Origin of the sequence: Arthrobacter sp. NyZ413, assembly GCF_049390645.1 — a bacterium.
Lineage (GTDB): Bacteria > Actinomycetota > Actinomycetes > Actinomycetales > Micrococcaceae > Arthrobacter.
This window is the reverse complement of record NZ_CP155434.1, coordinates 3,668,815-3,694,377: the sequence shown is the minus strand read 5'-3', so window position 1 is coordinate 3,694,377 and position 25,563 is coordinate 3,668,815. Positions and strand designations below refer to the sequence as shown.

The window sequence follows — 25,563 nt, the reverse complement described above, 5'->3', positions numbered from 1 at the left end:
TGGATCGAATCTACACGAGTAGATTCGCAGGGGTCAAGATCGAGTGTGCATTTTTGTTCGTAAATTTTGGATTTATTGCGTTTTGTTGACTCGAGTAGATCGCAGTGATTCACTGGGTTAACCCTCATGGGAGCGCGAAAACCGGCGCTTTAGGCTATGGCGAGGGCACCACCATCAATCACACCCAAAAGCGAAGGGTTAACAATGACGTTTTCAATTGGAGTAGTAGGCCTTGGCCAGTTCGGCAGCCAATTCGCCCACCTCTTCAAGCTCCACCCCGGCGTCTCCGAGGTCTACGCGGTGGACGAGCTCCCGGAACGTGCCGGCAAAGCCGTCGAGGCACTGGGCCTCGACGGCACGATGGCGGACTTCGATGAACTGCTGGCTTCCGACGTCGACGCCGTTGCCATCTTTACGCAGCGCTGGACCCACGGACCGTTGGTGGTGCGCGCCCTCCGCGCGGGAAAGCACGTGTACTCCGCGGTGCCCATGGCCGTGACCGAGGAGGAAATCGCCAATATCATCGAGGCCGTCCGCGAGACCAAGCTTGTGTACCAAATGGGGGAGACCTCCTACTACAACCCCGCCACCGTCTATGCCCGGGAACAGCAAGCCTCGGGCAAGTTCGGGCGCATCTTCTACACGGAAGGTGACTATGTGCACGATATGGACCTCGGCTTCTACGAGGCCTACCAGTACAGCGGCGGTGAGAATTGGAAGGAAACGGCCAGCTACCCGCCCATGCTGTACCCCACGCACGCCATCGGCGGAGTCCTGGGCGCCGTGCCGGGCCACGCCGTGAGCGTCAGCTGCATCGGCGTCAAGGACGAACGCGGTGACGGCGTCTTCGACAAGGACGTCAGCATGTTCAATAACGATTTCTCCAACGCCACGGCGCTCTTCGAAATGAACGACGGCGGCGCGATGCGGACCAACGAGATGCGCCGCGTGGGCTATCCCTCGCACATCCGCGAATCCCGGTTCCGCTACTTCGGCACAGAAGCGAGCTTTGAGCAGCTCGCCACCACCACGCTGTGGCAGGACAAGCAGGGCGTCCTGGACGTTTCCGAGCAGCTGGAGACCAAGCCGAGCATGTCGCTGGATGACCCTTCGCTCGCGGATGTCGCGCCGGAACTGCGGGACGCGTTCATCTCCGGCCTCGCTCCGGTGCACGACGCCGCCCGGCTGCCCGCCGAGTTCCATGGTGCGCCGAACGGCCACGAGGGCAGCCACCAGTTCCTGGTGGACGACTTTGTGACGGCCGTGAACGAAGGAAGCCTTCCTCCCGTCAACGCCTGGGTGGCCGCCCGCTACACCCTCCCGGGCGTCGTCGCCCACGAGTCGGCACTCCGTGGCGGCGAACGACTGGCTATCAGGGACTTTGGAGATGCGCCCGAATCTTTGTAGCTAGCATGATCCAATGACTACTTCGGAAGTGCACACCCCGCGCGGACCGGTGACCCGAAAGGACGTGGCCCGGCACGCCGGGGTGAGCACCGCCGTCGTCAGCTATGTTGTGAACGGCGGGCCGAAGAAAGTGGCGCCGGCAACGGAAACGAAAGTCCGGGACGCCATCCGCGTCCTGGGCTATCGGCCGAACGCCACGGCCCGCGCGCTCAAGATGGGCTCGAACCGGACCCTCGGCCTGGTGATCCCCGACTCCAGCAACCCGTTCTGGGCCCTCTTGGGGCACGCCGTCGAGGGGGCCGCGGCGAGGCGCGGATACGCTTTGCTCCTGACGAACTCGGACAACGAACTCGATACTGAAATGCGCCACATCCGGAACTTCGCTGCCCGGCAGGTGGACGGCGTGGTGCTGGCGAGCGTCGTATTTGAACCGGACCTCGTGGAGCTTGAAGGCGCGGAAATCCGGCCGGTGCTGCTCAACCACTCGGCGGTCGCGCCGGGCTTCAACAGCGTGGGCGTGGACTTGGAAGCCGGAGCCCGCCTGGCCGTTGAGCATTTGATCGGTCACGGACATACCAGGATCGGCCTTGCCATGGGCATCACGGCGGACAACAATGCGGACGGCCGCGAGGCCGGGTGGCGGAAAGCGCTCGAAGCCGCGGGCCTTCCCGAAGGACCACTCGCCCGCGACGTTTTCGACCGTGCAGGCGGATACGCGGCGGGGCAGCGGCTCCTCGCGGAGCCGGAGCGTCCAACGGCTATCTTCGCGAGCTCGGACATGCAGGCGATCGGACTGCTCCGCGCGATCCGTGAGGCAGGGCTTTCCGTCCCGGAGGACATCGCCGTGGCGTCCTTCGACGGCTCGATCGAAGCCGAATACTGCTGGCCGGCCCTGACCACCGTGGAACAACCCGTGTGGGAAATGGCCGAAGCCGCGGTCTCCGCGCTCGTGGGCGAAACCCGCGACGAAGCGCCACAGCACCGGATCTTCCCCACCCAATTGCGTGTACGGCAATCGTGCGGGTGCCCCTAGGAGCGCTCCCGGCAAGATGGCCCTACCCGGCTCCGCTCAGGGAACCGCGATCTTAAGCTTCCCGACCCCCTCGGCGAGGATGCGCCGCGCGTCCTCGCCGAGGTGGGAATCGGTCACCAGCACATCCGCTTCTTCCAGGCCCGCGATCGACGCGATGCCCACAGTGCCCCATTTGCTGTTGTCCGCCAGGACCACTACGTTGCGGGCGGCGCTGATGAAAGCCCGGTTCGTTTCGGCTTCCTGGAGGTTCGGGGTAGTGAATCCCGCGTCTGCGTCCATGCCGTGGACACCAAGGAAGAGCATGTCCAGATGCAGTTGTTTCAACGCTGCCGTGGCGATCGGACCCACCAAAGCGTCCGACGGCGTGCGCTCGCCGCCCGTGACGATCACCGGGAAGCCCTGGCGCGAGCCGGTGGCGTTGTGGAACAAGTCCGCGATCCTGATCGAGTTCGTCACAACAGTGATCCGCGGACCGTCCAGGAGCACCTTCGCGAGTTCGTAGGTGGTGGTTCCGGCACTCAGCCCGACGGCCATGCCTTCGTGGACGAGGGTTGCGGCCTCTACCGCGATGGCGTGCTTTTCCGCCGTCAATTGCGTGGACTTCAATTCGAATCCGGGTTCGTGGGCCCGGGCGTCGCCGGGAATCTTGGCCCCGCCGTGGATCCTCTCGACGAGGCCCGATTCCTCAAGCGCCTCGATGTCCCGCCGCACAGTCATGGCGGAGACACCCAGCTGTTGGGCGAGGTCCGAAACACGGACTACCCGCTCGCGCTGGACGGCGTCGACAATGGCGGTGTGGCGCGCTGCCTGGAGCATCGGAGCCTTTCTGGACGGTCGGTGATGGGTTAGCGGGAAGACTCGACGACGGCGACGCCTCCGGCAGTAAGTTTTAGCGTACCCTCGGTGGACGTTCCGCTCAGGAGGTCGACGCCATCGAGCGCGATATCCACGTCTTCCGCGCTGTGGTTGATGACGAACGTCCAGTCCTTGTCGTCGCTGCTCCTTCTGACGATTTCCACGTCCTCCGGAGGCCGGACGCCCAACACCGGCTGCACACCCGCGTCGGAACAGAGCACGTCCACCAGCTCGGCAAGGCCGTCGCGCCCGAGGCTCGTGGCCACGTAATATGCGGCACCCCAGCCGGTCGAACCCGCGCGTCGGGTCACAGCGGGCGAGCCGCCGACGCCGGTACCTCCCGCACCGGTACCTCCCGCACCGGTACCTTCCGCGCTGGTACCTTCCGTGCTGGTGCCCGCACCGCCGTCGAACGTTGCCAGGACTTCCGCGCCGGTCGGCTTGCCGAGCTCGCTCCACACCGTCCCGGAACCGAAACGGCTCAAGTCCACTGAATCCCCGGACCGCAAGGGGAAGAACTCCTCCATGCTCACGCCGAGCAGCTCGGAGAAAGCCCCCGGATAGCCGCCGCCGTTGACGGGATCCATCCGGATGTGGTCGTTCTCGTCCACGATGCCGGAGAAATACGTGAGCACCAGGGTGCCGCCGGCCTCCACGTACTCGTGCAGCTTCGCGGCACCTTCGTCGGTGACGAGGTACAGCATCGGCGCGACCACAAGTTTGTAACCGGAAAGGTCGTCCGTGCTTTGCCGGATGTCCGTGGTGACCCCGGCCCGGAAGAAGGCATCGTGCCAGCGCCGCGTTTCCGGGATGTTCCGGGCGTCCTCGCTCGGGTGGGAGTCCAGTTCGGTGCCCCAGCGGGCGTCGGTGTCGTGGATGATGCACGCCTCGGCCTGGACGGTGGAACCGGCGACTTCCGAAATGCTCGCCAATGCGCGTCCAAGCTCCACCACTTCGCGCCACACCTTGGTGTCGCGGCCCGCGTGCGGGACAAGACCCGAATGGTATTTTTCGGCCCCGGCCCGGGACGCGCGCCACTGGAAGAACAACACCCCGTCCGTTCCGCGGGCCACGTGCTGCATCGAGTTCCGCAGCATTTCGCCGGGCGCTTTGGCCACGTTGCGCGGCTGCCAGTTCACCGCCGAGGTGGAGTGTTCCATGAGCAGCCACGGTTTGCCGTCCGCCCATCCACGAGTCAAGTCCGCGGTCATGGCGAGGTCCTGGAAGTTCCGTTCGTCCGCCGCGATCAGGTAGTGGTCGTTGGACACAACGTCCATGTGTTTGGCCCAGCGCCAGTAGTCGACCGGAGCGTTCAAGCCCATGTTGAAGCCCATGAAGTTGGTGGTGACCGGATGCTTGGAGTGCGCCCGGATGATGTCCGCTTCGGCCGTGAAGCACTCAAGGAGCGAATCGGAGGAGAACCGCGCGAAATCCAGTTGCTGGGTGGGGTTCACCCAGGTGCCGGAGCGGCGCGGCGGCAGGATCTCGGACCAGTCGTAGTAGTGCTGCGACCAGAACGCCGTGCCCCAGGCGTCGTTCAGCGCGTCCAGGCTGCCGTACTTGGACTGCAGCCATTCCTGGAAACCGCGTTCTGCGTGCGGACCGAAGTCCGGCTGGTTGTGGCAACCGTATTCGTTGTGGACATGCCACATCACGACGGCGGGGTGCCCCGCGTAACGCTCGACGATCGCCGTCGTCAGGGCTGCTGCGGCGCGGCGGTAGTCCGGTGAGCACGCGGCGAAGGCTTGGCGTGAACCGTAGCTTTGCCGCACGCCGTCGGCATCGACCGGGAGGGAATCCGGGTACTTCCGGCTGAACCACGGTGGGGGAGAGGCGCTCGCGTTCGCGAGGTCTACGCTGATGCCATTGGCATGGAGGAGGTCGAGGACACTGTCCAGCCAGCCGAATTCGTACCGGCCTTCCTCCGGTTCGAGCAAGGCCCAGCTGAAGATCCCGACACTCACCAGGTTCACGCCCGCTTCCTTCATGAGGGCGACGTCGTGCTTCCAGACCTCCTCAGGCCACTGTTCAGGGTTGTAGTCCCCGCCGAAGGCGATCCTGCCGCCGAGTTTGTCCACGATGTAGTCCATGGCCATGCGTTCTTATCCTTTGCTGGAACCGAGTGTGAGACCGGCCACGAATTGGCGCTGCAGCACGAGGTAGATGATCAGGGTGGGTATGACGGTGATAGTGGCGCCCGCCGCCAGCAGGTTGTAGTTGCTCAGGAACTCGCCCTGCAGGTTGTTGATGGCGGTGGTGATGGGAAGCCGGTCACCGCTTTGGATGAAGAGCAGCGGCCAGAAGAAGTCGTTGTAGATGAAGATGACTTCCAGGGTGCCCAGGGCTGCTAGGGCCGGGCGGCACAGGGGCAGGATGATGTTCCAGTACTGCCGCCAGATCCCGGCGCCGTCCACCAACGCGGCTTCGGTCAGGTCCGAGGAGAGGGCCTTCATGTAGTTGGACAGCACGAAGGTGCAGAATCCGATCTGGAAGGCCGTGTCCACGGCGATCACCGAAATGTAGGTGTTCAGCAGGTTGCCCGAATCGCTGAAGGAGTACGGCAGGGTGAGGTGCTTGAACATTTCGAACAGGGGCGCGGCGAGGACCTGCGGGGGCAGGAGGTTGCCGGCCGTGAACATGATCAGCAGCGTGATGTTGAACTTCCAGCTCACCCGGGATACGGCGAACGCCATCATGGACGCGAAGAGCAATGTCGCCAAGACCGCGGGGACGGTGATGATCACGGAGTTCATGAGGTATTTCGAAAACCCGCCTTGGTTCCAGGCCGTGATGAAGTTGTCGAAATTGAATGTGCCGCCGAGGCTGAAGTAGCCGTATTTGTCCGTGTCCGCTTTGGGCCGCAGCGCCGTGAACAGGGCCCAGGCAAGGGGAATGAGCCACATGACGGCCATGACAGTAAGGAAGATGTGGGTTCCGTAGTGGCGTCGGCGGGCGTTTTGGCCCACCACGGTGACGGTGGTGTTGGGAATGGGGTTGGCAAGCGTGCTCATGCTTTGCCCTCCTTGCCGAAGGTGCGGATGAGGTAGAAGACGATCGGGATGAGGGAAATGACCAGGAGGATGACCGCGAGGGACGAACCCACGCCGATTACTTGGCCTTCGCCCACCAGGTTTTGGATGACCAAGGCGCTCAACAGCTCAAGGCCGTTCGTGCCGCGGTTGATGACGTACACAATGTCGAAGGCCCTGAGGGATTCGATGATCGTGATCACCACGATCACGATGTTCACTGGACGCATGGCGGGGAACACCACCCGGAAGAAGGTCTGCACGGCGTTGGCTCCGTCAATGGCGGCTGCTTCCCTGAGCGAGGGGTCCACGCCTTTGAGGCCGGCCAAGTACAGGATCATGACGTAGCCGGCGTGCCGCCACGTCGCGGCGACCATGGCGGCCCAGATGTTGACGTTCGAATCGCCGAACCAGTCGACGGCCTGGGGTTTGCCGGCCGTGCCCAGGAGGTAGTTCAGCAGGCCGCTGTCCCGGTTGTAGAACAGTTGCCAGATGATGCCGATCAGGGCCAAGGACAGCATGACCGGCGTGAAGAAGATGCTCTGGTAGATCTTGCTGCCGCGGATCTTCTGGTCCAGGAGGACGGCGAGCAGGAGGCCGAGGGGCGTGGCGATGAGGGCCAGGAAGACGAGCCACAGGATGTTGTGTTGTACGGCGGGCCAGAACGGCGGGTAGTCCTGGAAAACGAAGCTGTAGTTGTCCGTTCCGGCAGGTTTGATGTCCGTGAGGTCCAGGCCGTTCCAGCGCGTGAAGCTCAGCGCGATCGAAAAGAGGGTGGGCAGCCAGACGAGCAATAGCTGGATGAGGGTGGGCAGCCCGACCATGATCGCCAGGACCAGTTTGTCCCGTCTGGTGAGCCGGCGGACCTTGCCTGACTTGCCGGGCCGCCTCCCGGCGCTTGGCCGGCCCTTGCCGGCCGTGTTTCGCCCGGCGGCGCCGGGCTCGCTGTCCGGTGCTGCCGGTTTTTCGGCGGTAGTACTCATGGGGTTTCCTTCAGTTTGCGGCAGGGCCCGACGACGGCGGGTGGGTCCGCCGTCGTCGTACCTGTCTTTGGGGCGCCGATGCGCGATGTGGCCCGTCCGGCGGGGACGCGTAACTGGCACGATCGCTACTGGGCGGCGTAAAGGGCCTTGGCCTGTGCTTCAAGGTTCTTGACATCCACGGTTCCGTCCTTGATGAAGGACTGCAGCGCCGGGATCATCACGTTGTTTGCCATGGCTGGGAGGGCATCGCGGTCGAAGAACTGGCTGATGTACTTGGCGTTGGCGATGGTGTCCGCACACTTCTTGTTCAGCGGGGTGAACTTCGAGGTGTCCGCGCCCTTGACGGTGGCGATGTTGGAAGTGTCCACGGCTGCGTAGGCGTTCTGGCCTTCCGCGGTTCCCATGAAGCCCAGGAAATCGTGGGCTGCCTTGTTGTCGCCGCCCTTCTTGGACAGGAGCAGGCCGTCGATGGGGGCTTCGACGGCATCCGTGCCTTCCATCGCGATTTCCGGGAACGGGAAGAAGTCGATGTCCGCCAGCACCGTGGGATCGGTGAATTGCTGGGTCACGAAGGACCCGAGGAGATACATGCCGGTCTTCTTGGCTTCGAGTGCCTTGGCCGCGTCCTGCCAGGTCTGGCCGAGTGCCGCGGGATCCTGGAACGGCAGGAGCGCTTTCCAGGTGTCGAAGACGTCGCTGACTTTCTTCTGGTCCCAGCTTTCCTTGTGGGCGGTCAGGTCGATGTGGAACTGGTAGCCGTTGAGGCGCATGTTGATGTAGTCGAACGTGCCCATGGCGGGCCAGCCGTCCTTGTCCGCGAAGCCGATGGGGATGATGCCATCGGCTTTCATCTTCGTGGCAAGCGTCTTCAGGTCATCGAAGGTGTTGGGAACCGCGTATCCCTTTTCTGCCCAGAAGCTCTTCCGGTAGAAGAAGCCCCAAGGGTAGTTGTAGTTCGGGACGAGGTACATTTTGCCGTCGGCTCCCGTGGAGGCCTTCTTGATGGCGTCGGAGAAATTGCTGCCGATGGTCGACCACACGTCGTCCACCGGAGCCAGGAGGCCCTTGCTCGCGTAGTACTGCATGCGGTATCCGGCGAACCATGTGAAGGCATCGTCCGGGCTGCCCTGGAGATAGGAGTTGATCTTGTTCTGGAAGTCGTTGTGCGGAACGACGTTGGTGGAAACGGTAATTCCGGTCTTCTTGGTGAAAGCGTCGGTGACGGCCTTGTAGGCGGCCTTGGGGACGTCGTCCGAGGAACCGGAGCCGAACGTCAGGCTGTTCGAGGACGCTCCCGGGGCGGGACCGGATCCGCCAGTGCACGCGGCCAGGAGGGGGATTCCGGCCAGCCCGGCTGCACCGAGGCCGAGCGTTTTCAGGATGGTGCGCCGTCCAGGTCCGGCGTTGCTTGCTGCTTGGGACGGGTCAAAGTTCGCTGCCATGTTCTCTCCCTTGAAAGCGTGGTGCTTGTGAGTTATCTCACGTAACTCCGACTATAACCGCTCAAAAGGGAACATGAAAGAACTAAATATAACATTCTTGCTTCGGGCGTTTCATGACGAAGGCGGCGGCCCTCCCGAAGGGGAGAACCGCCGCCTTTTTTGTTTGCTTAGGCCTACTTCCGGAGGGATTCGGCGATCTGGGACATGATCGTGGGGTCGGAGAGCGTGGTGGCGTCACCGACCTCACGGCCTTCGGCGACGTCCTTGAGGAGGCGGCGCATGATCTTGCCGGAGCGGGTCTTGGGTAGTTCGGGGACGATGAGGATGTGCTTGGGTTTGGCGATGGGGCCGATTTCCTTGCCGACGTGGTTGCGCAGTTCCAGCACGGTTTCGTCGCCGTTGTTTTGTGCGTCGCCGCGGAGGATGACGAACGCGACGACGGCCTGGCCGGTGGTTTCGTCGGCGGCGCCGACGACGGCTGCTTCGGCCACGGCGGGGTGGGAGACGAGCGCGGACTCGATCTCCGTCGTCGAGAGCCGGTGGCCGGAGACGTTCATGACGTCATCCACCCGGCCCAGGAGCCAGATGTCCCCGTCTTCGTCCTTCTTGGCGCCGTCTCCGGCGAAGTACATGGCCTCGAAACGGGACCAGTAGGTGTCTTTGAACCGTTCGGGGTCGCCCCAGATCCCGCGGAGCATGGCGGGCCAGGGTTCGCGGACCACGAGGTAGCCGCCGTGCCCGTCCGGAACGGATTCGCCCGTTTCGTCCACGACGTCGATCGCGATGCCCGGCAGCGGGACCTGCGCCGAGCCGGGCTTGGTGGCCGTGACTCCGGGCAGGGGCGCGATCATCTGGGCGCCTGTTTCGGTCTGCCACCAGGTGTCCACGATCGGGGCGGGGTGTTCCTTGGTTTCGCCGTTCTTGCCCGCGTTGGCGCCGATGACTTCCCGGTACCACATCCAGGCTTCGGGGTTGATCGGTTCGCCCACCGAGCCCAGGACCCGGATGGAGGACAGATCGTATTTGGCCGGGATGTCCCGTCCCCATTTCATGAAGGTCCGGATCGCGGTGGGGGCGGTGTAGAGGATGGAGACCTTGTACTTCTCCACGATTTCCCACCAGCGGCCCTGGTGCGGGGAGTCCGGGGTTCCTTCGTACATGACCTGGGTGGCTCCGTTGATGAGCGGCGCGTAGGCGACGTACGAGTGCCCGGTGACCCATCCGACGTCGGCGGTGCACCAGAACACGTCCGTCTCCGGGTGCAGGTCGAACACGGCCTTGTGCGTGTACGCGGTCTGGGTCAGGTACCCACCGGTGGTGTGCAGGATGCCCTTGGGCTTGCCCGTGGTCCCGGAGGTGTAGAGGATGAACAGCGGGTGCTCGGCATTATGCCCGACGGCGGTGTGGTCGCCGGGTGCGGTGCCGACGGTGTCGTCCCACCAGTGGTCCCGGCCCTCGACCCAGTTGACGTCCTCGCCGTTGCGTTTGACGACCACGACGTTGGTCACGGTGTGGCCGGGTTTGGTGAGGGCTTCGTCCACGGCGGGCTTCAGCGGGGAGGGCTTGCCGCGCCGGAACGTGCCGTCCGCGGTGACCACCAGCTTGGCTTCGGCATCGTCGATCCGGGACCGCAACGCGTCGGCGGAGAACCCGCCGAACACTACCGAGTGCACAGCGCCGATCCGGGCGCAGGCGAGCATGGTGATCACGGCTTCCGGGATCATCGGCAGGTACACGGCCACCCGGTCGCCCTTGGCCACGCCCAGGGATTCGAAGGCGTTCGCGGCCTTGCGGACCTCCTGGGCGAGTTCGGCATACGTGTAGCTGCGGGTGTCGCCGGGCTCGCCCTCGAAATAGATCGCCACCCGGTCCCCGAGCCCGTTCTCCACGTGCCGGTCCAGTGCGTTGTACGCCGCGTTGACCTGCCCGCCGACGAACCACTTCGCGAACGGCGGATCCGACCAGTCAAGGGCCTGGCTGAAGTCCTTGTCCCAGGTCAGCAATTCCCGGGCCTGCTTCGCCCAAAACGCGGGCCGGTCGGTGTTTGCCTCCGCGTATTCCCCGGTGCTTACTACCGCATCAGCGGCAAACTCCGCGGAAGGAGGGAACTGCCGCCCCTCATGAAGAAGATTTTCAAGGGCATCGCCATTGCCTGCCCCGTCGGAACCGGTTGCAGCGGTGGTCGTCGATCCATTGGTGTCCTGGGACATGTGAACCTCATCATTCATCGATCTCTGCCCGCGCGGAAAGCCGTTGTAGGCCGCGTTTCCCCGAGCGAGCGATGCACGGCACGGGGTTGCGGCGCCTCACGGAATTCCGCAAAGTGCTTTTCCGGAACCCACCTTAGCGCCATGAGCTGGGAAGAAGTGTCTGCCGTCACAATGAGGACCGTGAGCGGCACCTGATTCGCGACGAACGGCGGTGAATCACGCCTTTCTGGCACTCGCTGTCAGCGAACACGCCGGATTGCCGCCCGCCGTCGGACGCGTAATCGTCCCAGCCGGGGGTCACCTTTCAACTAGTGGACTGTCAGACGGTTGGAATAGGCTGAAGTGGACTCGAGACGCGAGAACTTGGCGCCCCTCCTGGTCCGGAGAGCACCGGGTGCAACTTGGGGTGGCCGCGTCCCGGGCGCCGCTGTATTAAAGGAGATTTGCAGATGAACCAGACGAGCCTAGGTCCGACGAGCGGTGCGAAGGCGCCGGAATCGGCCTCGGAAGCATCACCTGGAAGCGAAACGCCAAAACCCGGCAACCAGGACTCCACGAAGTACCAAGCGGTGCTGGGTCCTTTCACCATCCGGGACCTGACCGTTTTCGGTTCCACTTTGATCCTCTTTGTCGGATCCCTGCTTCCGATGGTTGGCAGGCAGTACAACCTGTGGAACCTGAACAACCTCTTCTTCCTCGCGCTGGGCATCATCCTTCCCCTCGTAGTTGCCGCACTGTTTGCGGCACGGCGCCTGCAGCCCGGGAACGTCCTGAGGATTGGTTCGCTGTCAATCGACCAATTCGCCTCGGTGATCGCATCGTTCTCCGTGGCGTTCTTCTTCCTGACTACCGCGGGCGCATTCAATCCCTTTGTCTTTGTGGGCCTGATTGGTTCGCTCGGCCTCCTTGTCGCTACCGTCCTGGCCCCGCATTTGCCGGTCCTCAAGAGGGATTTCGAGGGCCGGGTGGAGCTGCCGGCCCACATCGTTGCCCGTGAGGCGGCCGTTCCCACTCGGAAACCGGCCACGCCAAAGCCGGCAACTCCCAAGCCGGCCACCCCGGCAGCGAGCGAGCCGAACTTTGCCGCACCTGCCGCCGTCGTTACCCCCGTGGTAACTCCCGCGGGCGCGCCGGTAGGAGCGGGCGCCGGAACCACGGCGACTGCCAATAGCGAAGCCCACCTGCCCGCGGACGAGCACCCCGCTGCTGCGGAAGAGGCGGCTCCGGCAGGACCGCTCACGCCTGCCGCCACCATGGCAACGCCGCTTGTCGACGCCGCGGCGAGCAACGCTGCCACCCAGCACATCGGCACCATAACCAAAACCGAGGCGAGCAAACCTGAGGCGCCAGCCACGCCGGCCACCCAAGCCCACCAGACGATCGGTGCCACGGTCGATCCCGCGACGCGCCGGGACCACGACGAACACGGGAGCGACTATGAGGCATTCTGGTTCGCCGTCGCCCACCCCCGGAGCGTGATTGACGAACACACAGGGATGACCGCTTTCACCATCGAACCCGGCACGTGGATCCTGGCCCTCGAGGACCGCGGCAACGAATTCCTCGTGCAGGACGCCGACGGCAGAGTGGGCGTCCTCCGCGACCTCAGCAACATCGAACGCGGGTAACCAGGCTGGCCGTGGACACCCTCGAAACCCCGCTGGCCCGGAAGCGCCGGGCCCGCCGGATCAATAAGGCCCTCGCCGAGCTGTATCCGTACGCACATGCCGAGCTCGATTTCCGCAATCCATTCGAGCTTGTCGTGGCAACGGTGTTGTCCGCACAGACCACCGATGTGCTGGTCAACCAGGTCACCAAGGTCTTGTTCGCGCGCTACCCGGATGCCCGGAGCATGGCCGAGGCGGAACTCGCGGAGCTGGAAGCCATCCTGCAGCCCACCGGGTTTTTCCGGGCCAAGGCGAAGAACGTCCTGGCACTGAGCACGCGCCTGGTGGACGAGTTCGACGGCGAGGTGCCGGGACGGTTGGAGGACCTGGTGACGCTTCCCGGGGTCGGGCGTAAAACCGCGAACGTGGTGCTGGGCAACGCTTTCGGCATTCCCGGCATCACCGTTGACACGCACTTCGGCCGCTTGGCGCGCAGGTTCGCGTGGACGACGTCCGAAGATCCGGTAAAGATCGAGTTCGATGTCGCGGAACTGTTCGAGCCCCGGGACTGGACCATGCTTTCGCACCGGGTGGTGTTCCACGGACGCAGGGTCTGCCACGCCCGCAGGCCGGCGTGCGGAGCATGCGCGGTGGCGAATTGGTGCCCCAGCTACGGCGAAGGCGAAACCGACCCCGTGAAGGCCGCCAAACTGCTCAAATACGAACTCGCGCCAGGAAAAGAGGCACTCCTGGCCCAACTACTCGCCGAGACCCACCGCGCGGCAGAAATCCGGATGGAATCCCAAAGGAGGCCGGGATGACGGCGCTTGAGGACCTGGTCAGCCTCATTACCAAGGTCGATCTAGGCGAGCATCCCGGTCCGGATCCGCGGATCGCTGCCGGCGCCGTCGACCCGGACAAGGCCCGGAAAGCGGCTGTGCTCATGCTGTTCGGGGTGCTGGACAACATCCCGGCGCATTCGCAGAAACCAGTTGCTCCTGCCGACCTCGATGTCTTGCTCCTCGAACGCGCGCACACCTTGGACGACCACCCCGGCCAAGTCGCGTTCCCCGGAGGCAGCATCGATCCCGGGGACGAATCTCCCATCGCGGCCGCCATCAGGGAAGCCGAGGAGGAGACCGGACTGGACAGCAGCGGCGTCCAGATCCTGGGTGTCATGCCCGAACTCGGACTCGCGCGCAGCAACTTCGTCGTCACCCCGGTGCTGGCGTGGTGGGCTTCGCCGTCTCCAGTACGGGTAGTGGATTACGCCGAATCGGCACAAGTATTCCGCGTGCCGGTCCGGGACCTCCTTGACCCGGAAAACCGCTTCACGGGAACCCTGACACGAACCGGCCGGACCTTTTCGAGCCCGGTCTTCAAGATCAACGGACTCGTGGTCTGGGGCTTTACCGGGATGGTGCTCAACGGCCTTTTCGACGCGCTCGGGTGGACCGTTCCCTGGGATACGGAACGGTTGCTGGAGATCGAGATCTAGGCTGCGTTTACCGCGGTGGCCGGGGCTTATTGCGGTGGTCCGGGCTTATTGCGGTGGTCCGGGCCGCGCTACGCGGCCCGGCGCCCGGAGCGCGCTACGGCTCGGCCGCGCTACGCGGCCCGGCGCTGCTTCGAGTGGTCCACCACGAGGCCCGTCGCCGCATTTTCCCGCACGGCTTTGATCCCTGCCACTACGGCCTCCAAGTGTTGGAACTCGGGAGATTCGGCTACCACCGTACCGTCCGCCGACATCAGTCGGAAACGGTAGCTGTGTTCGCCGTCTTTGAGAATTTCGAATTTTCCGGCCATTGTGCTGTCCCCCTCATATCTTGCCCGCACGGTGAGTGCGTCTTTGCACTGTGTCCTAGAAGTATTGTGTCCTAGAATGTGGCGTCCCTCACTTTGAACGCCATGAGTCGAGACTATCCAGAACGATGGGGCTGGCTGAAGTTACTTTGGGGTATGTGACCCTTTCCGGTCATACGAGCTTCGATTCCGCCATATGACTCGCATTCCGCGGCACCCGACGCTATGGTCCTCGTGGTCAAAAGCGCCTATTTTGCCTTGTCGTACGAATCGACCACAGCGACGCTCACCGGGAACTCCACGGGGATCCGTCCGAACAGCAACTCCTTCGCGGCGGCGGCAGCCTCTTCGATCGCCTTGACACATCGCTCCACCGAGTCCGTAGGCGCATGGACCATCACCTCGTCGTGCAGGAAAAACACAAGTTCCCCTGTGCCCGAGCCGTTCGCCCGCATGCCGCGGAGCCGCCGTCGGAGTTCGGCCAGCCAGCAGGAGGCCCAGTCCGCGGCGGAACCCTGGACCACAAAGTTCCGCGTGAAACGGCCGCGCGAACGCGCGATGGCGTCCGCCCGGCGCTGCTCCTCCGCCGTCGTCGACTGCTGGCTCCGTATCCAGCGTTCCGACGGCGGCGGGCTGCTACGGCCCAACCGCGACGTCACCGTCCGGCCGGCTTCGCCGTCGCGGGCTGCCTGCTCAACAAAGCCGACGGCGCGCGGATAAGTCCGGGTGAGCTGGGGCATGAGCCGGCCGGATTCGCCCGTCGTAGCGCCGTAGATCGCGCCGAGGAGCGCAATTTTCGCTTTCGAGCGGTCGCCGCCGAAGCCTTGGGCTGCGATACCCGCGTAGAGGTCCTTGTCCCGCGCGGCCTCGGCCATCTTCGTGTCTTGCGCCAGCGCAACCAAAACCCGCGGCTCAAGCTGCGACGCGTCCGCGACGATCAACTTGTATCCCGGATCGGCGTGGACGGCACCCCGGATTTGGCGAGGGATCTGCAACGCCCCTCCGCCCCTGGACGCCCAACGGCCGGAAACCACGCCGCCCACCACGTATTCGGGGCGGAAACGCCCGCCGCTGACCCAAGCGTCGAGCCAGGACCAACCGTTCGCAGTGAACAGGCGGGAAAGCTTCTTGTACTCCAACAGCGGCCCGATTGCCGGATGCTTCGATTCCTTGAGTTCCCACTGACGCGTTGACTTCACTTCGATGCCGTTCCGGTGCAGGGCGCGGATGAGATCCTGCGGTGAATCCGGGTTCAATGCGGGGGTGTTGAGCATAGTCCGGAGTTCGTTGCACAATGCCTCGAGCCTGGCGGGACGGTGGCCGAGCGGCGGGCGCGGACCAAGGTAGGCTGCCAGGATCCCTTCATGTAACTGTTCCCGCCACGGCACCCCGGTGAACTGCATTTCGGCGGCAATAATGGCAGCCGCCGACTCTGCTGCCAACAACAGTTTCAATCTGTGCCGACGGCGGTCCTCCAGGGACGCTTGGCCAAGTGCCTGCTGCTGCGCGGCGAACTCGTCACGGACGTCGTCGAGGCCGGGCCGGGCGGCGCGTGGAGCGAGGTCGTCAAAGAGCGCGTCCTGGTCGGCCGGGGCCGGCGGAGCCTGAAGAGCCCGCTGCGGAGGGACGACGTCGTCGTCCTGGGTCAGTTTTTCGGCGTTGCGGGCGTAGGCGGTGTGGGCCGTGAATTCCGAATGGACCAGGATGGCCCGGCACAGCGCGAGATCGTGGCAACGCTCCACTTCGACTCCCGCGTTGAGCAGCGCCGGGTACCAGTCCTGCGTCCGGCTCCAAACCCAGCGGGGGCGCCTTTCCTCCAGAACGCGTACGACGTCGGCCAGACCGGCCAGCGCTACGACGCGCGGCTCTCCGGCGGCTAATCCGGCGGCGGTGATTTCCTGTATGGCTGCGCCGTCGGGATGGGCGGCGAGCAGCAAATACATGGTCACAATTGTGCCTTGCCGTTAGGCGGAATCCTGCACGTTGCGGACGGATGCGGTCCGGGTTTCTGAGGGCGTTTGCCCGGGGGCGGCGTGCTTGGTTAACAGTTCCTCCACACCGAAACTTCAGGTTACTTGTCCACATACGTGAGATCGGGCCTTCAAGCGCATGGCGCGCTCGTCCACAGTGGCTTCATGAGCGGCCAACATCTAAAGCAGAGTGATCACCTTCGGAACCAACTTCGCGTCGCGGGAGACGTCGAATCCCGAGGGGACGGTCCCACTCCTGAAGAATCCCGGTCCCGGCATAGCCGCGACGGAACCTCGCCTCCGCGGGCGGACAGGTCAGTCCGGACGCCACCGGTCCATGACCGCGGCAAGCGTCGGAGCAGATCCCCCGGTCGTGGACAGGAAGCCGGATCGGAGGAATCCTGGGTCCCGGTCGATTCCGGTGAAGTCTTGCTTGTGACTGCGAATCCCCGGTTGAAAGCGGAGACGGAAAGAGTTGCGGCAGCGGTCGGGACGGGACTCCGGACGGTTCCCGACTCTTCCGAAGCCTTGCCGGCATGGGATTCCGCGCGCATGGTTCTCCTGGGGAGCGATGTCCTCGAGGTTCCACCGCGTCGTCGTGCACCTTCCGTGCTGCTTGGCCTCAACGGAGAAGGCGATTCCTTGTGGCAATTAGCCGCGTCCACCGGCGCGGAACGCGTCGCTGTACTGCCGGATGCCTCGGCGTGGCTGGCCGAGTTCCTCAATGCCTCGCAAACCCCTGACCCGGGAGGCCTGGTCCTCGGCGTCGTCGGAGGATGTGGCGGAGCCGGGGCTTCCACTGCTGCGGTGTGGTTGGCACAGGAAGCGGCAGTTCACGGGATCCGCACTTTGCTCGTGGACGGCGACGCACGGGGCGGGGGCCTTGAGCTTTGCCTCGCTGCGGAAGACGTCCCCGGGCTGCGCTGGCCCGACCTCGCCGGTGCGAGCGGCAGCATCGGCTCCGCCAGGCTCAGCGATTCCTTGCCGGTCGCCGGTGGCTTTTCCTTCCTGTCGTGGCCAGGCAGCAGGGACGGTCCCCTCGACGCGGACCCCGACGCCGTCACAGCAATGCTGGATTCAGCCAGGCGCGGCTTTGAGCTCGTCATTGTGGATATCGGCCGTGGAACCGAATCGATCGGCGGTTTCGCGTGGGACTGCGACAAGATCCTCGTGGTAGCCCGTGCCCAACTCCGCGCGGCTGTCGCATCAGCACGCCTCCTCCACGAACTGCCGCCGGTGGATTTGTCCTTGGTCATTCGAGGGGACGCCGAGTCTGCCCTTGACGGGACCTTGGTGGCTGAATCCCTGGGCCTGCCTCTCCTCGGTGTGCTCCCTGAACTCCGAGGGGCCCCAAGGGCAGCCGAGCTTGGCCAACTTCTCGAATTCGGGAAACGCAAAGCAGTGCGTCGCTTTGCGGCTTCGGTCCTCCAACTGCTCGACGACGGAACGAAATGAGCAGCCAGGGATTCCCGGGACGCCGACGCCGTCCCCGGCAACTGGACGCCGCACTCCTTGAGACTGTCAGGGAGGAAATCATGTCCGATGCCCGTCCGGTTACCCCGTCGCGGGTTGCCGAAGCGGTCCATGCCACCGGGCGCCTGCTCGGAACCGCAGGCGCCCTTGCAGCCGTGGAATCAATCAGCGCCGAACTCAGCGGACTGGGACCGCTCCAACAATTGGTTCGGGACGTCGCGGTGACTGACATCTTCGTGAACGGTCCTGATTCCGTGTGGGTCGACCGGGGGCAGGGCCTGGAACGCGCCCCCATCCATTTTGAGGGGGAATCCCAAGTCCGGGCACTCGCTGGCAGGCTGGTCGCGGCAGGTGGTCGGCGGCTTGACGACGGTTCGCCTTGCGTCGATGTCCGCCTCGACGGCGGCTACCGGGTGCATGCGGTGCTTCCGCCGATATCCACGGCCGGAACTCTCTTGTCCGTGCGTATCCGGCGTGAAGAGGTGTTCACCATGGACGAGCTTCGAGTCAGCGGCATGTTCGGGGCACCGGTGCAGCAGATTCTCGAATCCATGGTCCGGCTGAGGCTGAGCTTCCTCATCAGCGGTGCCACGGGCTCTGGGAAGACCACACTTTTGTCCACGCTCCTGGGATTGAGTAATCCCAAAGAGCGGCTTGTCTTGATAGAAGACGCCGCGGAACTGAATCCCGTGCATCCCCACGTGGTTTGCCTCGAATCCAGGCATGGGAACCTTGAAGGCGGTGGCATCCTCGACCTCGGCGAGCTCGTTCGGCAAGCGCTTCGGATGCGTCCGGACAGGCTGATTGTCGGCGAATGCCGTGGAGCCGAGGTCCGTGAGCTATTGACCGCACTCAATACCGGCCATACCGGTGGCGGAGGGACGATCCACGCCAACACGGCGGCCGCCGTCCCGGCAAGGCTTGTTTCCTTGGGCGCACTTGCCGGCCTCAGCCCGGAAGCTATCCGACTGCAGATTTCAACAGCGCTGGACGCCGTGGTCCACGTGGAACGGACTCCAACTGGCAGGCGTGTGTCCTGCATTGGATTGTTGGCCGAAGGCACAAAGGACCAAACCGTGGTGCCCGCCGTTGAAGTGCGCTCCGATGTTGCCGTCGCAGGTCCGGCATGGCGGGATCTTGCAAGTCGCCTTGAGATCGATCCCGAGTTGGTGCCGGAACCATCCAGCCGGTCGCACGGATCCGGGCATCATGGCGAAGGCGATCTGCAGGATTTGAGTGCACGCAGCGGCCCGTTGGGGGCTGCTGCATGACCGGCTTGCTCACGCTCACCCTTGTCGCTGCGGTGTGGGTGGCCTTCCTGCCTTCAGGCCAGCTCCGGATAAGAATTGTGCGGGCCTTGCAGCCCGCTGTCGAGGCAGGTTCGCAAGCGATGGGGTTCCGGAGGCGCGACCGCGTCGAACCGTTGCCGCTGACAGTGCTCGTCCAGCAATTGTCGGCATTGCTGCGTGGCGGCCGCTCGGCGTCGAAACTGTGGGACGAATTGTGGATGGTGCACGGTGCGAAGCCGGCTCACGGCACGCGCGGAGGAGGACCGGAAGCGGCCGCGCTGGGGCCGGGATCGCTCCAGGTCCTCGCAGCAGCAAGGGCGGCATCCATGATGGGCACATCCGTTGCGGAAGCCATCAGGACATCTGCCGGCGGTGATCTTCTGCAGCCGTGCCCGGTGGATCGAAGGGTTTGGGGGGAGCTCGCCGCGTGCTTGGATGTTGCTGAGGCGAGCGGTTGTCCCTTGGCGGATGTCCTGACGCGTTTCGCCTCCCAACTCGAAGCAGAGGACGATGCCGACGACGCACGCCAAACAGCGCTCGCAGGTCCCAAAGCCACTGTGCGTTTGTTGACCTGGTTGCCGATTTTCGGACTTGCGCTCGGACTGCTGCTAGGCGTGGACCCGTTCAGCATTTTGCTGGCCAACGGCGTCGGGTGGGCGGCCCTTGCGGGCGGGATCGTCCTGACTATAGCGGGCAGGGTGTGGTCTTCGCGTTTGGTGCGTGCAGCTGCAGGTGGTCGGTAATGGATGCTGTATCTGCCGCTTTTGGACTGTCCGTTGTCTTGGCTGCCGCGGTAATTCTCGTGTCCGCAAACCCCGGAAGGATCCGACGCCGAACGGCCCTCCGGAGACTGGCCTCCCCGCCGGAGGGACGCAGTTTGGAAGCGGGGAACTCCAGGCATCCGGGACCGGGTCAAGCCCGGGAGTCGCCAGCTGCTTCGGGAGAGCTGCGAAACGTCCCCATGATGCTCGAACTCGTGGCCGCAATGCTCGATTCGGGGGCAAGCCTCGGACGTGCGCTCGACTTGATTGCCCACTGCGCGCCCAAACAGGTCGGCGGTCCCCTCCGGGCAGTCGTATCCGCCCTGGACATAGGAACCGACTGGGAGACCGCATGGCGGAGTTCCGCGCAACAAAGCGTGGAGGCAAGCAAACTGAAGGAAGCGCTCACTTTCGCTGCACTGACGGGTGCGCCCTCGTCGGCGATCCTCTACGCCCAGGCAGCACGCCTCCGCCGGGAACAATTCAGGGCGGCGGAAAAGCGGGCTGCTGCCCTTGGAGTGAAGCTTGTTGTCCCTCTTGGCCTCTGTTCCTTGCCGGCATTCATTTGTCTTGGCGTGGTTCCGGTCCTCCTGGCATTGCTTCCGGACGGGTAGACGCCCTTTTTGTTGACCGCTCACGTGCCGGGGTCTCATCTTGCGGGAGCGTGAGTCGTCCTCCACACAGCGCATCGATGACGAGTTTTCCACTTACGGAAGCTGGGTCCTTTTGGAGGCCGAGCCAGAACGGAAGAGTCGAAGTACGCCCGGCAACCAAGCCCGGAGCCAGCGAAAGGAACTGACATGAACAGCACAATGGATGCTCTACTCCAAGGTCCTCGTCCTCTTCTTCATCGGACAAAAACGGGGCCGGAAGCCCGTGGCGAGGCTCTCAGCCCCGGCCGTGGTAGCGCTGAACCCGGCAGCCCCGCGCTTGCTCAGGTTCACGAGCTATTTCCGGAACCTATGAACATGACCGACGGGATGCCGCCCAGCGGTTCTCATTCAGGTGATGACGCCGGTGGCGCTGCCTTCCACGGAGACTCTGCCCGCTCACGGGGGTCGAAGAACGGGAAGCCGCAGGATCGGAAGGCTAGGGGCCCGAAGCCAAAGAAGGAGCGCCTCACAGGATCCGAGCTTGGAATGGCAACGGCGGAATATGCCATCGCCACCCTCGCCGCGGTGGGCTTTGCCGGCCTCCTGGTAGTCATCCTTCGCTCCGAGGAAGTACGTGGATTCCTCCTCAATCTCATTCGTAGCGCGCTCTCGTTGCCATGACCCAAACGAACAGACATGCGGACTGGGTCGCGGTCGCGCCCCGCCCTGTGAGACTGGCTGGGCAGCCGGCGACACTAGTGGACCAACCCGTGAAATCAGCGGCACATCCGGTGGAACGAGCAGCGCAAGATGTGTGGCCTCGCCAGTTCACGTGGCTCGCAGCCAAGCGAAGTCCGAATAGCCCGAGCCTCGCGCGCTGGAACCTGGTTCGGCGGCGCAAGTCACGCGCCACGCCGGACCTCGGGGCCGTGACCGCGGAGTTCGCTGTTACCTTGCCGGCAGTGTTGCTCCTTCTGGCGCTGCTCTTGGCGGGTTCTTCTGCGGGAATTACGCAGCTTCGATTGGAGGAAGCAGCCAAAGCCGGTGCTAGGGCACTTGCCCGCGGGGACGGAAGTACGGCTGTGGAAGGCATTGTCCGAAAGCTTGCGGGCGATGCGGCCTCGACGATCGTCGCGGAGGACGGAGGATGGATCGTAGTCACCGTCTCCGCCAAAGTGGCTGGTCCGCTCGGCTCGCTTATTCCGTGGAAGCTTTCTGCCGTGGCGTCGGCAAAAGTCGAGATGCCGCAGGAGGCTGCAGGCTCTATGTCTCGTAAAGGTGCCGGAGCTGTTGACTTCAATGGCCCAGGGCCCGTCGCAGGTCTCCAATCACTCGTCAAAGAGAGTGCCGCGTGAGGGCCGGTATCGCCCGCGCCCACTCTCGCGGCCAACTTGCCCACACCCGCGGCCAGGAGGTCGGGGCGGGCACGGTCTTGGCTCTCGCCTTGGGCCTTGTGGTCATGATTTGCATGGGAGCAGCTCTCCTGCTTGCCCAAGCTGCGATCGTCGCCCACCGCGCAGCCTCAGCCGCGGATCTAGCAGCTCTCGCCGGAGCTGACGCCGCCCGCGGGCTGACAGCCGGAGATCCTTGCACTACCGCCGGCGAAACAGCGGTGCGGCACGGAGCGTCGCTGGCGAACTGCGCCGTGAGCGGGGGTGAGATTGTGGACGTCACAACCCGCGTGGACCGGGGCATGGTCGGAACAGCTACGGGCCGTGCACGGGCCGGCCCGCCGCCCTAGGCCGGGACTACCATTCGCGGCTACCGATACCGTTCTGCAGAGCCACGATGAATTGGCGGAGCTCCATCCGTCATGCACCGCTCGCGGGGCTCGGCCCATCCGGATCACGCATCCATACCGAGTCCCCACAACCTGCCGCCGAACCTGGCTCGGGGCCCGATTCCTACATGGCGTCCCGAAGCAGCACATCGATCAGGGTGACAGCAGCGGCTTTGTCCAAGGGGTTGTTCTTGTTGCCGCATTTGGGGGACTGAACGCAGGAGGGGCAGCCGTTGTCGCATTCGCAGGCTTTGATCGCATCCCTTGTGGCGGTCAACCATACTTTGGCCTTCTCGAACCCACGCTCGGCAAAACCAGCACCGCCAGGGTGGCCGTCATATACAAAGATCGTGGGGACTCCCGTGTCGGCGTGGAGTGCTGTTGAGACGCCGCCGATGTCCCAGCGGTCACTTGACGCCACGAGGGGGAGGAGGCCGATGGCGGCGTGTTCGGCGGCATGGAGCGCGCCGGGGAATTGTGCCTCGACCAAACCGGCGTTTGTCAGCGATCGGTTGTGGACCACGAACCACACGGCCTTGGTGAACAGATCCCTCGCTCCCAGTTCGAGTGGCTCTTCTCCAAGGACCTCATTCGATATCAAAGCCTTCCGTTGAAAGGAGACCACCTGTGTTGTTACTTTCACCTCTCCGAAGTGGACGGAGACATCGCCCCATTCCACGGAACGGAGGGTCTGCAGGACCTCGATCTGGGTTACGTCCCGCGCTGTCGTGTAATAGTCGGGATTGGTTCTGCGGACGATCACACAGTGGTCTTGTTCGTTCAGGTCTTCAACCAGGTAGCTGTCACCTTGGTGGACGTAGATGGCTCCCGTGTGCGCCTGGTAGTGCGTCTGCGGAGAATCCATCGTGCCAAGCAATGATCCTGTTTCGGAGTCAACGATGCTTACTGGGCCGCCGCCGTCCGCACGAAGGTTCACCATCGAGGCGGCGCTCTCCGGGTGCGTCCAAAACCAGCCTGCTGGCCGTTTCCGCAAATATCCCTGATCCACCAGCTGGTTCAGGATGCCCTCGGCTGTGGGGCCGAACAGTTCAAGCTCGCCGGGACCGATCGGGAGCTCGGCGGCCGCCGCGCACAAATGCGGGCCAAGGACATACGGGTTGCCCGGGTCAAAGACGGTCGCCTCAACCGATACGTCGAAGATCGCCTCCGGATGGTTGACAAGGTATGTGTCCAAGGGGTCGTCGCTTGCGACGAATGCCGCAACGGCATCCTGTCCGGCCCTGCCTGCGCGGCCGATCTGCTGGAAGAGGGAAGCCCTTGTTCCGGGCCAGCCCGCCACTAAAACTGCGTCGAGCCCCGAAATATCGATCCCCAACTCCAACGCGGAGGTACTGGAGACGCCAAGCAGTTGACCCGAGCGCAAAGCCTTTTCGAGTGCCCGCCGTTCTTCGGGAAGATAACCCGAACGGTAGGCTGCAATCCGCTGCGGGAGGCTGGGGTCCACTTCGTCGAGGAGCCTCTTGGCAATTGAGGAAATCGTCTCGGCGCCGCGCCTGGACTTGATGAACGCAATGGTCCGCACGCGGGAAGAGACCAAGTTTGCCAGGAGGTCAGCCGTCTCCGCTACAGCCGTCCGCCGGGATTTGGCCCCGTTTTCGCCTTTGAGGTCCGTCAGGGCTGGTTCCCAAAAGGCTACGGTGGTGGAGCCGTGCGGCGAGCAGTCCTGGGAAACTTCGCGTGCGGGGGCACCGATAAGCCGGGAAAACGATGCGCCAGGATCTGAAGCTGTCGCAGAAGCAGCGATAAATACAGGCTCAGGAAACGAGGTTCCAGCTCCGTAGTAAGCACAGATCCGCCGGAGGCGGCGCATCAGGTTTGCCACATGGGATCCGAACACCCCGCGGTAGCTGTGTGCTTCGTCCACGATGACATACCGCAGCCGACGGAAGAACCGCGCCCACCACGCGTGGTTCGGCAGTATTCCGAAGTGCAGCATGTCGGGATTGGCAAGGATGAAATTGGCGTGATCACGGATCCAACGGCGCTGGGACTGATCGGTATCGCCGTCGTAAGTTTCCGCCCGGACGGTAGGAAGCTTCAGAGCCCGGATCGCCGCCAACTGGTCGGCGGCAAGCGCCTTGGTGGGGGAGAGGTAGAGCGTGACCGCGCCGTCGTCGTGGATCTTGCCCGGTTCGGACAGCACCCGCAATTCCGAACGGTGGATCGCGTCGATCGCGGGCAGCTGGTAGGCGAGCGACTTTCCGGAGGCTGTGCCTGTCGCGATAACCACGTGCTGCCCTGAGTGGGCGATGTCGGCTGCTTCAATCTGGTGACGGTACGGTTCCTGGATGCCCAGGTTGCCGTAGGCGTCCACGATGTCCGTGTGAACCCACTCCGGCCACGCTTCGTGGACCGCTTGCCGTGCAGGGATGGTGTGGACGTGCCGCAACTGCTCCGGGTCCGGGCTGTTGCCCAGCAGGGAGATCATGGATTCAGTCGCGTTCACCAGAACATTCTGTCATCGCACGCGAAACCGACGGTCATCGGCGCAGTGCCAAAGCCAAGCCTCTAAGGGCGACGCAGGTGTGCCCTAGGCCAAGGACAGGTCGGTTTCCTCGATCGGCTTGGTGGACATCATCAGGACCTGGCTCACGTCTTTCCACCCCAGGTGCGAGTACAAGTGCTGCCCGTCCAAGGATGCAAGGAGGAGCCCGCTTTCGACGTCGTGCTCAAAAGCCTTGGCGGCGAGGGCCTTCATGATGAAGCTTCCCAGGCCGCGGCGCTGGAAGTTGGGCTCCGTGACGATCTTGTCGAACACGGCTGTCTGCTTGACCACGAATACCTGGCCGCTGGCCGCTACTTCATCTCCCGCACGTACCACCGCGTAGTGGACGCCCTTCTTGGATGACGTCTTGAGCTTGAGGTCATCGTCCGAAAGCCACGGGTCTTCCGCATCTTGCGTACGCATGTCCACGATCATCATGGTTTGGGAATCGGAGGTGATGTTAAGTCGGTGTTGGCGTGCCAGTTCCGTATAGCGTGCAACGTCGTTAGTCAGGATGGTCAGGATCCGGCTTTCCGCCTCGGCAGTCTTCGCAGCCAAGGCAGCGAATTCGGCTTCCGAGGGGTCGTGGGCGAAGTATTCCCATTCGCCTGTCTTGTCCGCGCGCAGCGCGGCAGGGAAGCGGCCTTCCCTTTGCGTTTCGTAACCGCGGGAGCCGGCCCAGCCGGCAACCCATACGTCCAACAGCTGAGTGATGTCTTCAACCAAGGCGTCATGGCTCATGTAGAGAGACTATGCCAGCAGTCTCGGATTCAACAGTGGGCCTCAGTAACAGCTCCATTAACACTTAGAGGGGCGAACGTC

General features: G+C 63.9%; 21 protein-coding genes and 1 pseudogene. 12 read left to right on the top strand and 10 right to left on the bottom strand.

The features are described from left to right. Positions 1-204: 204 nt before the first annotated feature. Both ABCW42_RS17250 and ABCW42_RS17245 read left to right on the top strand, forming a co-directional pair. A complete protein-coding gene (locus ABCW42_RS17250; protein ID WP_423182333.1) occupies positions 205-1,407 on the top strand; it encodes a Gfo/Idh/MocA family protein in 1,203 nt (400 codons plus the stop codon). A 13-nt stretch (positions 1,408-1,420) separates the two neighbouring features. Further along, entirely contained in the window at positions 1,421-2,440 is a 1,020-nt protein-coding gene (locus ABCW42_RS17245; RefSeq protein WP_423182332.1) for a LacI family DNA-binding transcriptional regulator, read from the top strand. A 36-nt stretch (positions 2,441-2,476) separates the two neighbouring features. Here the strand turns inward: ABCW42_RS17245 and ABCW42_RS17240 are convergent, their stop codons facing one another. From ABCW42_RS17240 to acs, 6 genes are all read right to left on the bottom strand, one after another. Continuing rightward, positions 2,477-3,256: a DeoR/GlpR family DNA-binding transcription regulator gene (locus tag ABCW42_RS17240; RefSeq protein WP_133205076.1), complete on the bottom strand. Its 780-nt coding sequence runs from the start codon at positions 3,254-3,256 to the stop codon at positions 2,477-2,479. 29 nt (positions 3,257-3,285) lie between these two features. Continuing rightward, positions 3,286-5,391 (bottom strand): beta-galactosidase, encoded by a 2,106-nt coding sequence (locus ABCW42_RS17235; RefSeq protein WP_423182331.1) that lies wholly within the window; start codon positions 5,389-5,391, stop codon positions 3,286-3,288. 6 nt (positions 5,392-5,397) lie between these two features. Continuing rightward, positions 5,398-6,306 (bottom strand): carbohydrate ABC transporter permease, encoded by a 909-nt coding sequence (locus ABCW42_RS17230; RefSeq protein WP_423182330.1) that lies wholly within the window; start codon positions 6,304-6,306, stop codon positions 5,398-5,400. Next, entirely contained in the window at positions 6,303-7,307 is a 1,005-nt protein-coding gene (locus ABCW42_RS17225; protein ID WP_423182329.1) for a carbohydrate ABC transporter permease, read from the bottom strand. The genes ABCW42_RS17230 and ABCW42_RS17225 overlap by 4 nt, the downstream gene beginning before the upstream one ends. A gap of 125 nt (positions 7,308-7,432) precedes the next feature. Then, positions 7,433-8,749 carry an ABC transporter substrate-binding protein gene (locus ABCW42_RS17220; RefSeq protein ID WP_423182328.1) on the bottom strand — a complete coding sequence of 439 codons (1,317 nt, stop codon included), beginning with the start codon at positions 8,747-8,749 and terminating at the stop codon, positions 7,433-7,435. Between the two features lie 173 nt (positions 8,750-8,922). Next, positions 8,923-10,959, bottom strand: coding sequence for an acetate--CoA ligase (gene acs, locus ABCW42_RS17215; protein ID WP_423182327.1), 2,037 nt, complete (start codon positions 10,957-10,959; stop codon positions 8,923-8,925). Positions 10,960-11,408: 449 nt separating this feature from the next. Between acs and ABCW42_RS17210 the strand changes: the two genes are divergently transcribed. The 3 genes from ABCW42_RS17210 to ABCW42_RS17200 are packed head-to-tail and all read left to right on the top strand — an operon-like array spanning position 11,409 to position 14,064. After that, positions 11,409-12,587: a hypothetical protein gene (locus ABCW42_RS17210; RefSeq protein ID WP_423182326.1), complete on the top strand. Its 1,179-nt coding sequence runs from the start codon at positions 11,409-11,411 to the stop codon at positions 12,585-12,587. Positions 12,588-12,592: 5 nt separating this feature from the next. Beyond that, the gene (gene nth, locus ABCW42_RS17205; RefSeq protein WP_423184939.1) at positions 12,593-13,387 is read left to right on the top strand and encodes an endonuclease III; all 795 of its coding nucleotides are present in this window, start codon (positions 12,593-12,595) and stop codon (positions 13,385-13,387) included. Next, entirely contained in the window at positions 13,384-14,064 is a 681-nt protein-coding gene (locus tag ABCW42_RS17200; protein WP_423182325.1) for an NUDIX hydrolase, read from the top strand. Before nth ends, ABCW42_RS17200 begins: the two co-directional genes overlap by 4 nt. A gap of 110 nt (positions 14,065-14,174) precedes the next feature. Here ABCW42_RS17200 and ABCW42_RS17195 read toward each other — a convergent pair whose 3' ends face one another. Next, on the bottom strand, positions 14,175-14,372 hold the full coding sequence (locus ABCW42_RS17195; protein ID WP_423182324.1) for a YegP family protein: 198 nt from the start codon (positions 14,370-14,372) through the stop codon (positions 14,175-14,177). A 245-nt stretch (positions 14,373-14,617) separates the two neighbouring features. After that, entirely contained in the window at positions 14,618-16,312 is a 1,695-nt protein-coding gene (locus ABCW42_RS17190; RefSeq protein WP_423184938.1) for a bifunctional 3'-5' exonuclease/DNA polymerase, read from the bottom strand. Between the two features lie 462 nt (positions 16,313-16,774). Between ABCW42_RS17190 and ssd the strand changes: the two genes are divergently transcribed. From ssd to ABCW42_RS17155, 7 genes and pseudogenes are all read left to right on the top strand, one after another. Then, the gene (gene ssd / locus ABCW42_RS17185; RefSeq protein ID WP_423182323.1) at positions 16,775-17,794 is read left to right on the top strand and encodes a septum site-determining protein Ssd; all 1,020 of its coding nucleotides are present in this window, start codon (positions 16,775-16,777) and stop codon (positions 17,792-17,794) included. Then, entirely contained in the window at positions 17,791-19,083 is a 1,293-nt protein-coding gene (locus ABCW42_RS17180; RefSeq protein WP_423182322.1) for a TadA family conjugal transfer-associated ATPase, read from the top strand. The genes ssd and ABCW42_RS17180 overlap by 4 nt, the downstream gene beginning before the upstream one ends. Further along, the gene (locus ABCW42_RS17175) at positions 19,080-19,844 is read left to right on the top strand and encodes a type II secretion system F family protein (protein ID WP_423182321.1); all 765 of its coding nucleotides are present in this window, start codon (positions 19,080-19,082) and stop codon (positions 19,842-19,844) included. Before ABCW42_RS17180 ends, ABCW42_RS17175 begins: the two co-directional genes overlap by 4 nt. Continuing rightward, positions 19,844-20,476, top strand: a complete 633-nt coding sequence (locus ABCW42_RS17170; protein ID WP_423182320.1) for a type II secretion system F family protein — start codon at positions 19,844-19,846, stop codon at positions 20,474-20,476. The genes ABCW42_RS17175 and ABCW42_RS17170 overlap by 1 nt, the downstream gene beginning before the upstream one ends. 501 nt (positions 20,477-20,977) lie before the next feature. Next, positions 20,978-21,136, top strand: a pseudogene (locus ABCW42_RS17165) (DUF4244 domain-containing protein); the annotation flags it as partial. A gap of 89 nt (positions 21,137-21,225) precedes the next feature. Then, positions 21,226-21,810: a TadE family type IV pilus minor pilin gene (locus tag ABCW42_RS17160; protein ID WP_423182319.1), complete on the top strand. Its 585-nt coding sequence runs from the start codon at positions 21,226-21,228 to the stop codon at positions 21,808-21,810. Then, positions 21,807-22,196, top strand: a complete 390-nt coding sequence (locus tag ABCW42_RS17155; RefSeq protein ID WP_423182318.1) for an Rv3654c family TadE-like protein — start codon at positions 21,807-21,809, stop codon at positions 22,194-22,196. The genes ABCW42_RS17160 and ABCW42_RS17155 overlap by 4 nt, the downstream gene beginning before the upstream one ends. Positions 22,197-22,359: 163 nt before the next feature. Here ABCW42_RS17155 and ABCW42_RS17150 read toward each other — a convergent pair whose 3' ends face one another. Both ABCW42_RS17150 and ABCW42_RS17145 read right to left on the bottom strand, forming a co-directional pair. Beyond that, complete coding sequence (locus ABCW42_RS17150; RefSeq protein ID WP_423184937.1) at positions 22,360-24,684, bottom strand: DEAD/DEAH box helicase; 2,325 nt, start codon at positions 24,682-24,684, stop codon at positions 22,360-22,362. Between the two features lie 102 nt (positions 24,685-24,786). Further along, positions 24,787-25,482, bottom strand: a complete 696-nt coding sequence (locus ABCW42_RS17145) for a GNAT family N-acetyltransferase (RefSeq protein ID WP_423182317.1) — start codon at positions 25,480-25,482, stop codon at positions 24,787-24,789. Positions 25,483-25,563 lie beyond the last annotated feature (81 nt).

Excerpts from the sequence above, each read along its gene's own strand:
- ABCW42_RS17250 (WP_423182333.1), top strand. The coding sequence starts at position 205 with ATGACGTTTTCAATTGGAGTAGTAGGCCTTGGCCAGTTCGGCAGCCAA.
- ABCW42_RS17245 (WP_423182332.1), top strand. The coding sequence starts at position 1,421 with ATGACTACTTCGGAAGTGCACACCCCGCGCGGACCGGTGACCCGAAAG.
- ABCW42_RS17240 (WP_133205076.1), bottom strand. The coding sequence starts at position 3,256 with ATGCTCCAGGCAGCGCGCCACACCGCCATTGTCGACGCCGTCCAGCGC.
- ABCW42_RS17235 (WP_423182331.1), bottom strand. The coding sequence starts at position 5,391 with ATGGCCATGGACTACATCGTGGACAAACTCGGCGGCAGGATCGCCTTC.
- ABCW42_RS17230 (WP_423182330.1), bottom strand. The coding sequence starts at position 6,306 with ATGAGCACGCTTGCCAACCCCATTCCCAACACCACCGTCACCGTGGTG.
- ABCW42_RS17225 (WP_423182329.1), bottom strand. The coding sequence starts at position 7,307 with ATGAGTACTACCGCCGAAAAACCGGCAGCACCGGACAGCGAGCCCGGC.
- ABCW42_RS17220 (WP_423182328.1), bottom strand. The coding sequence starts at position 8,749 with ATGGCAGCGAACTTTGACCCGTCCCAAGCAGCAAGCAACGCCGGACCT.
- acs (WP_423182327.1), bottom strand. The coding sequence starts at position 10,959 with ATGTCCCAGGACACCAATGGATCGACGACCACCGCTGCAACCGGTTCC.
- ABCW42_RS17210 (WP_423182326.1), top strand. The coding sequence starts at position 11,409 with ATGAACCAGACGAGCCTAGGTCCGACGAGCGGTGCGAAGGCGCCGGAA.
- ABCW42_RS17200 (WP_423182325.1), top strand. The coding sequence starts at position 13,384 with ATGACGGCGCTTGAGGACCTGGTCAGCCTCATTACCAAGGTCGATCTA.
- ABCW42_RS17195 (WP_423182324.1), bottom strand. The coding sequence starts at position 14,372 with ATGGCCGGAAAATTCGAAATTCTCAAAGACGGCGAACACAGCTACCGT.
- ABCW42_RS17190 (WP_423184938.1), bottom strand. The coding sequence starts at position 16,312 with ATGTATTTGCTGCTCGCCGCCCATCCCGACGGCGCAGCCATACAGGAA.
- ABCW42_RS17180 (WP_423182322.1), top strand. The coding sequence starts at position 17,791 with ATGAGCAGCCAGGGATTCCCGGGACGCCGACGCCGTCCCCGGCAACTG.
- ABCW42_RS17175 (WP_423182321.1), top strand. The coding sequence starts at position 19,080 with ATGACCGGCTTGCTCACGCTCACCCTTGTCGCTGCGGTGTGGGTGGCC.
- ABCW42_RS17170 (WP_423182320.1), top strand. The coding sequence starts at position 19,844 with ATGGATGCTGTATCTGCCGCTTTTGGACTGTCCGTTGTCTTGGCTGCC.
- ABCW42_RS17150 (WP_423184937.1), bottom strand. The coding sequence starts at position 24,684 with ATGATCTCCCTGCTGGGCAACAGCCCGGACCCGGAGCAGTTGCGGCAC.
- ABCW42_RS17145 (WP_423182317.1), bottom strand. The coding sequence starts at position 25,482 with ATGAGCCATGACGCCTTGGTTGAAGACATCACTCAGCTGTTGGACGTA.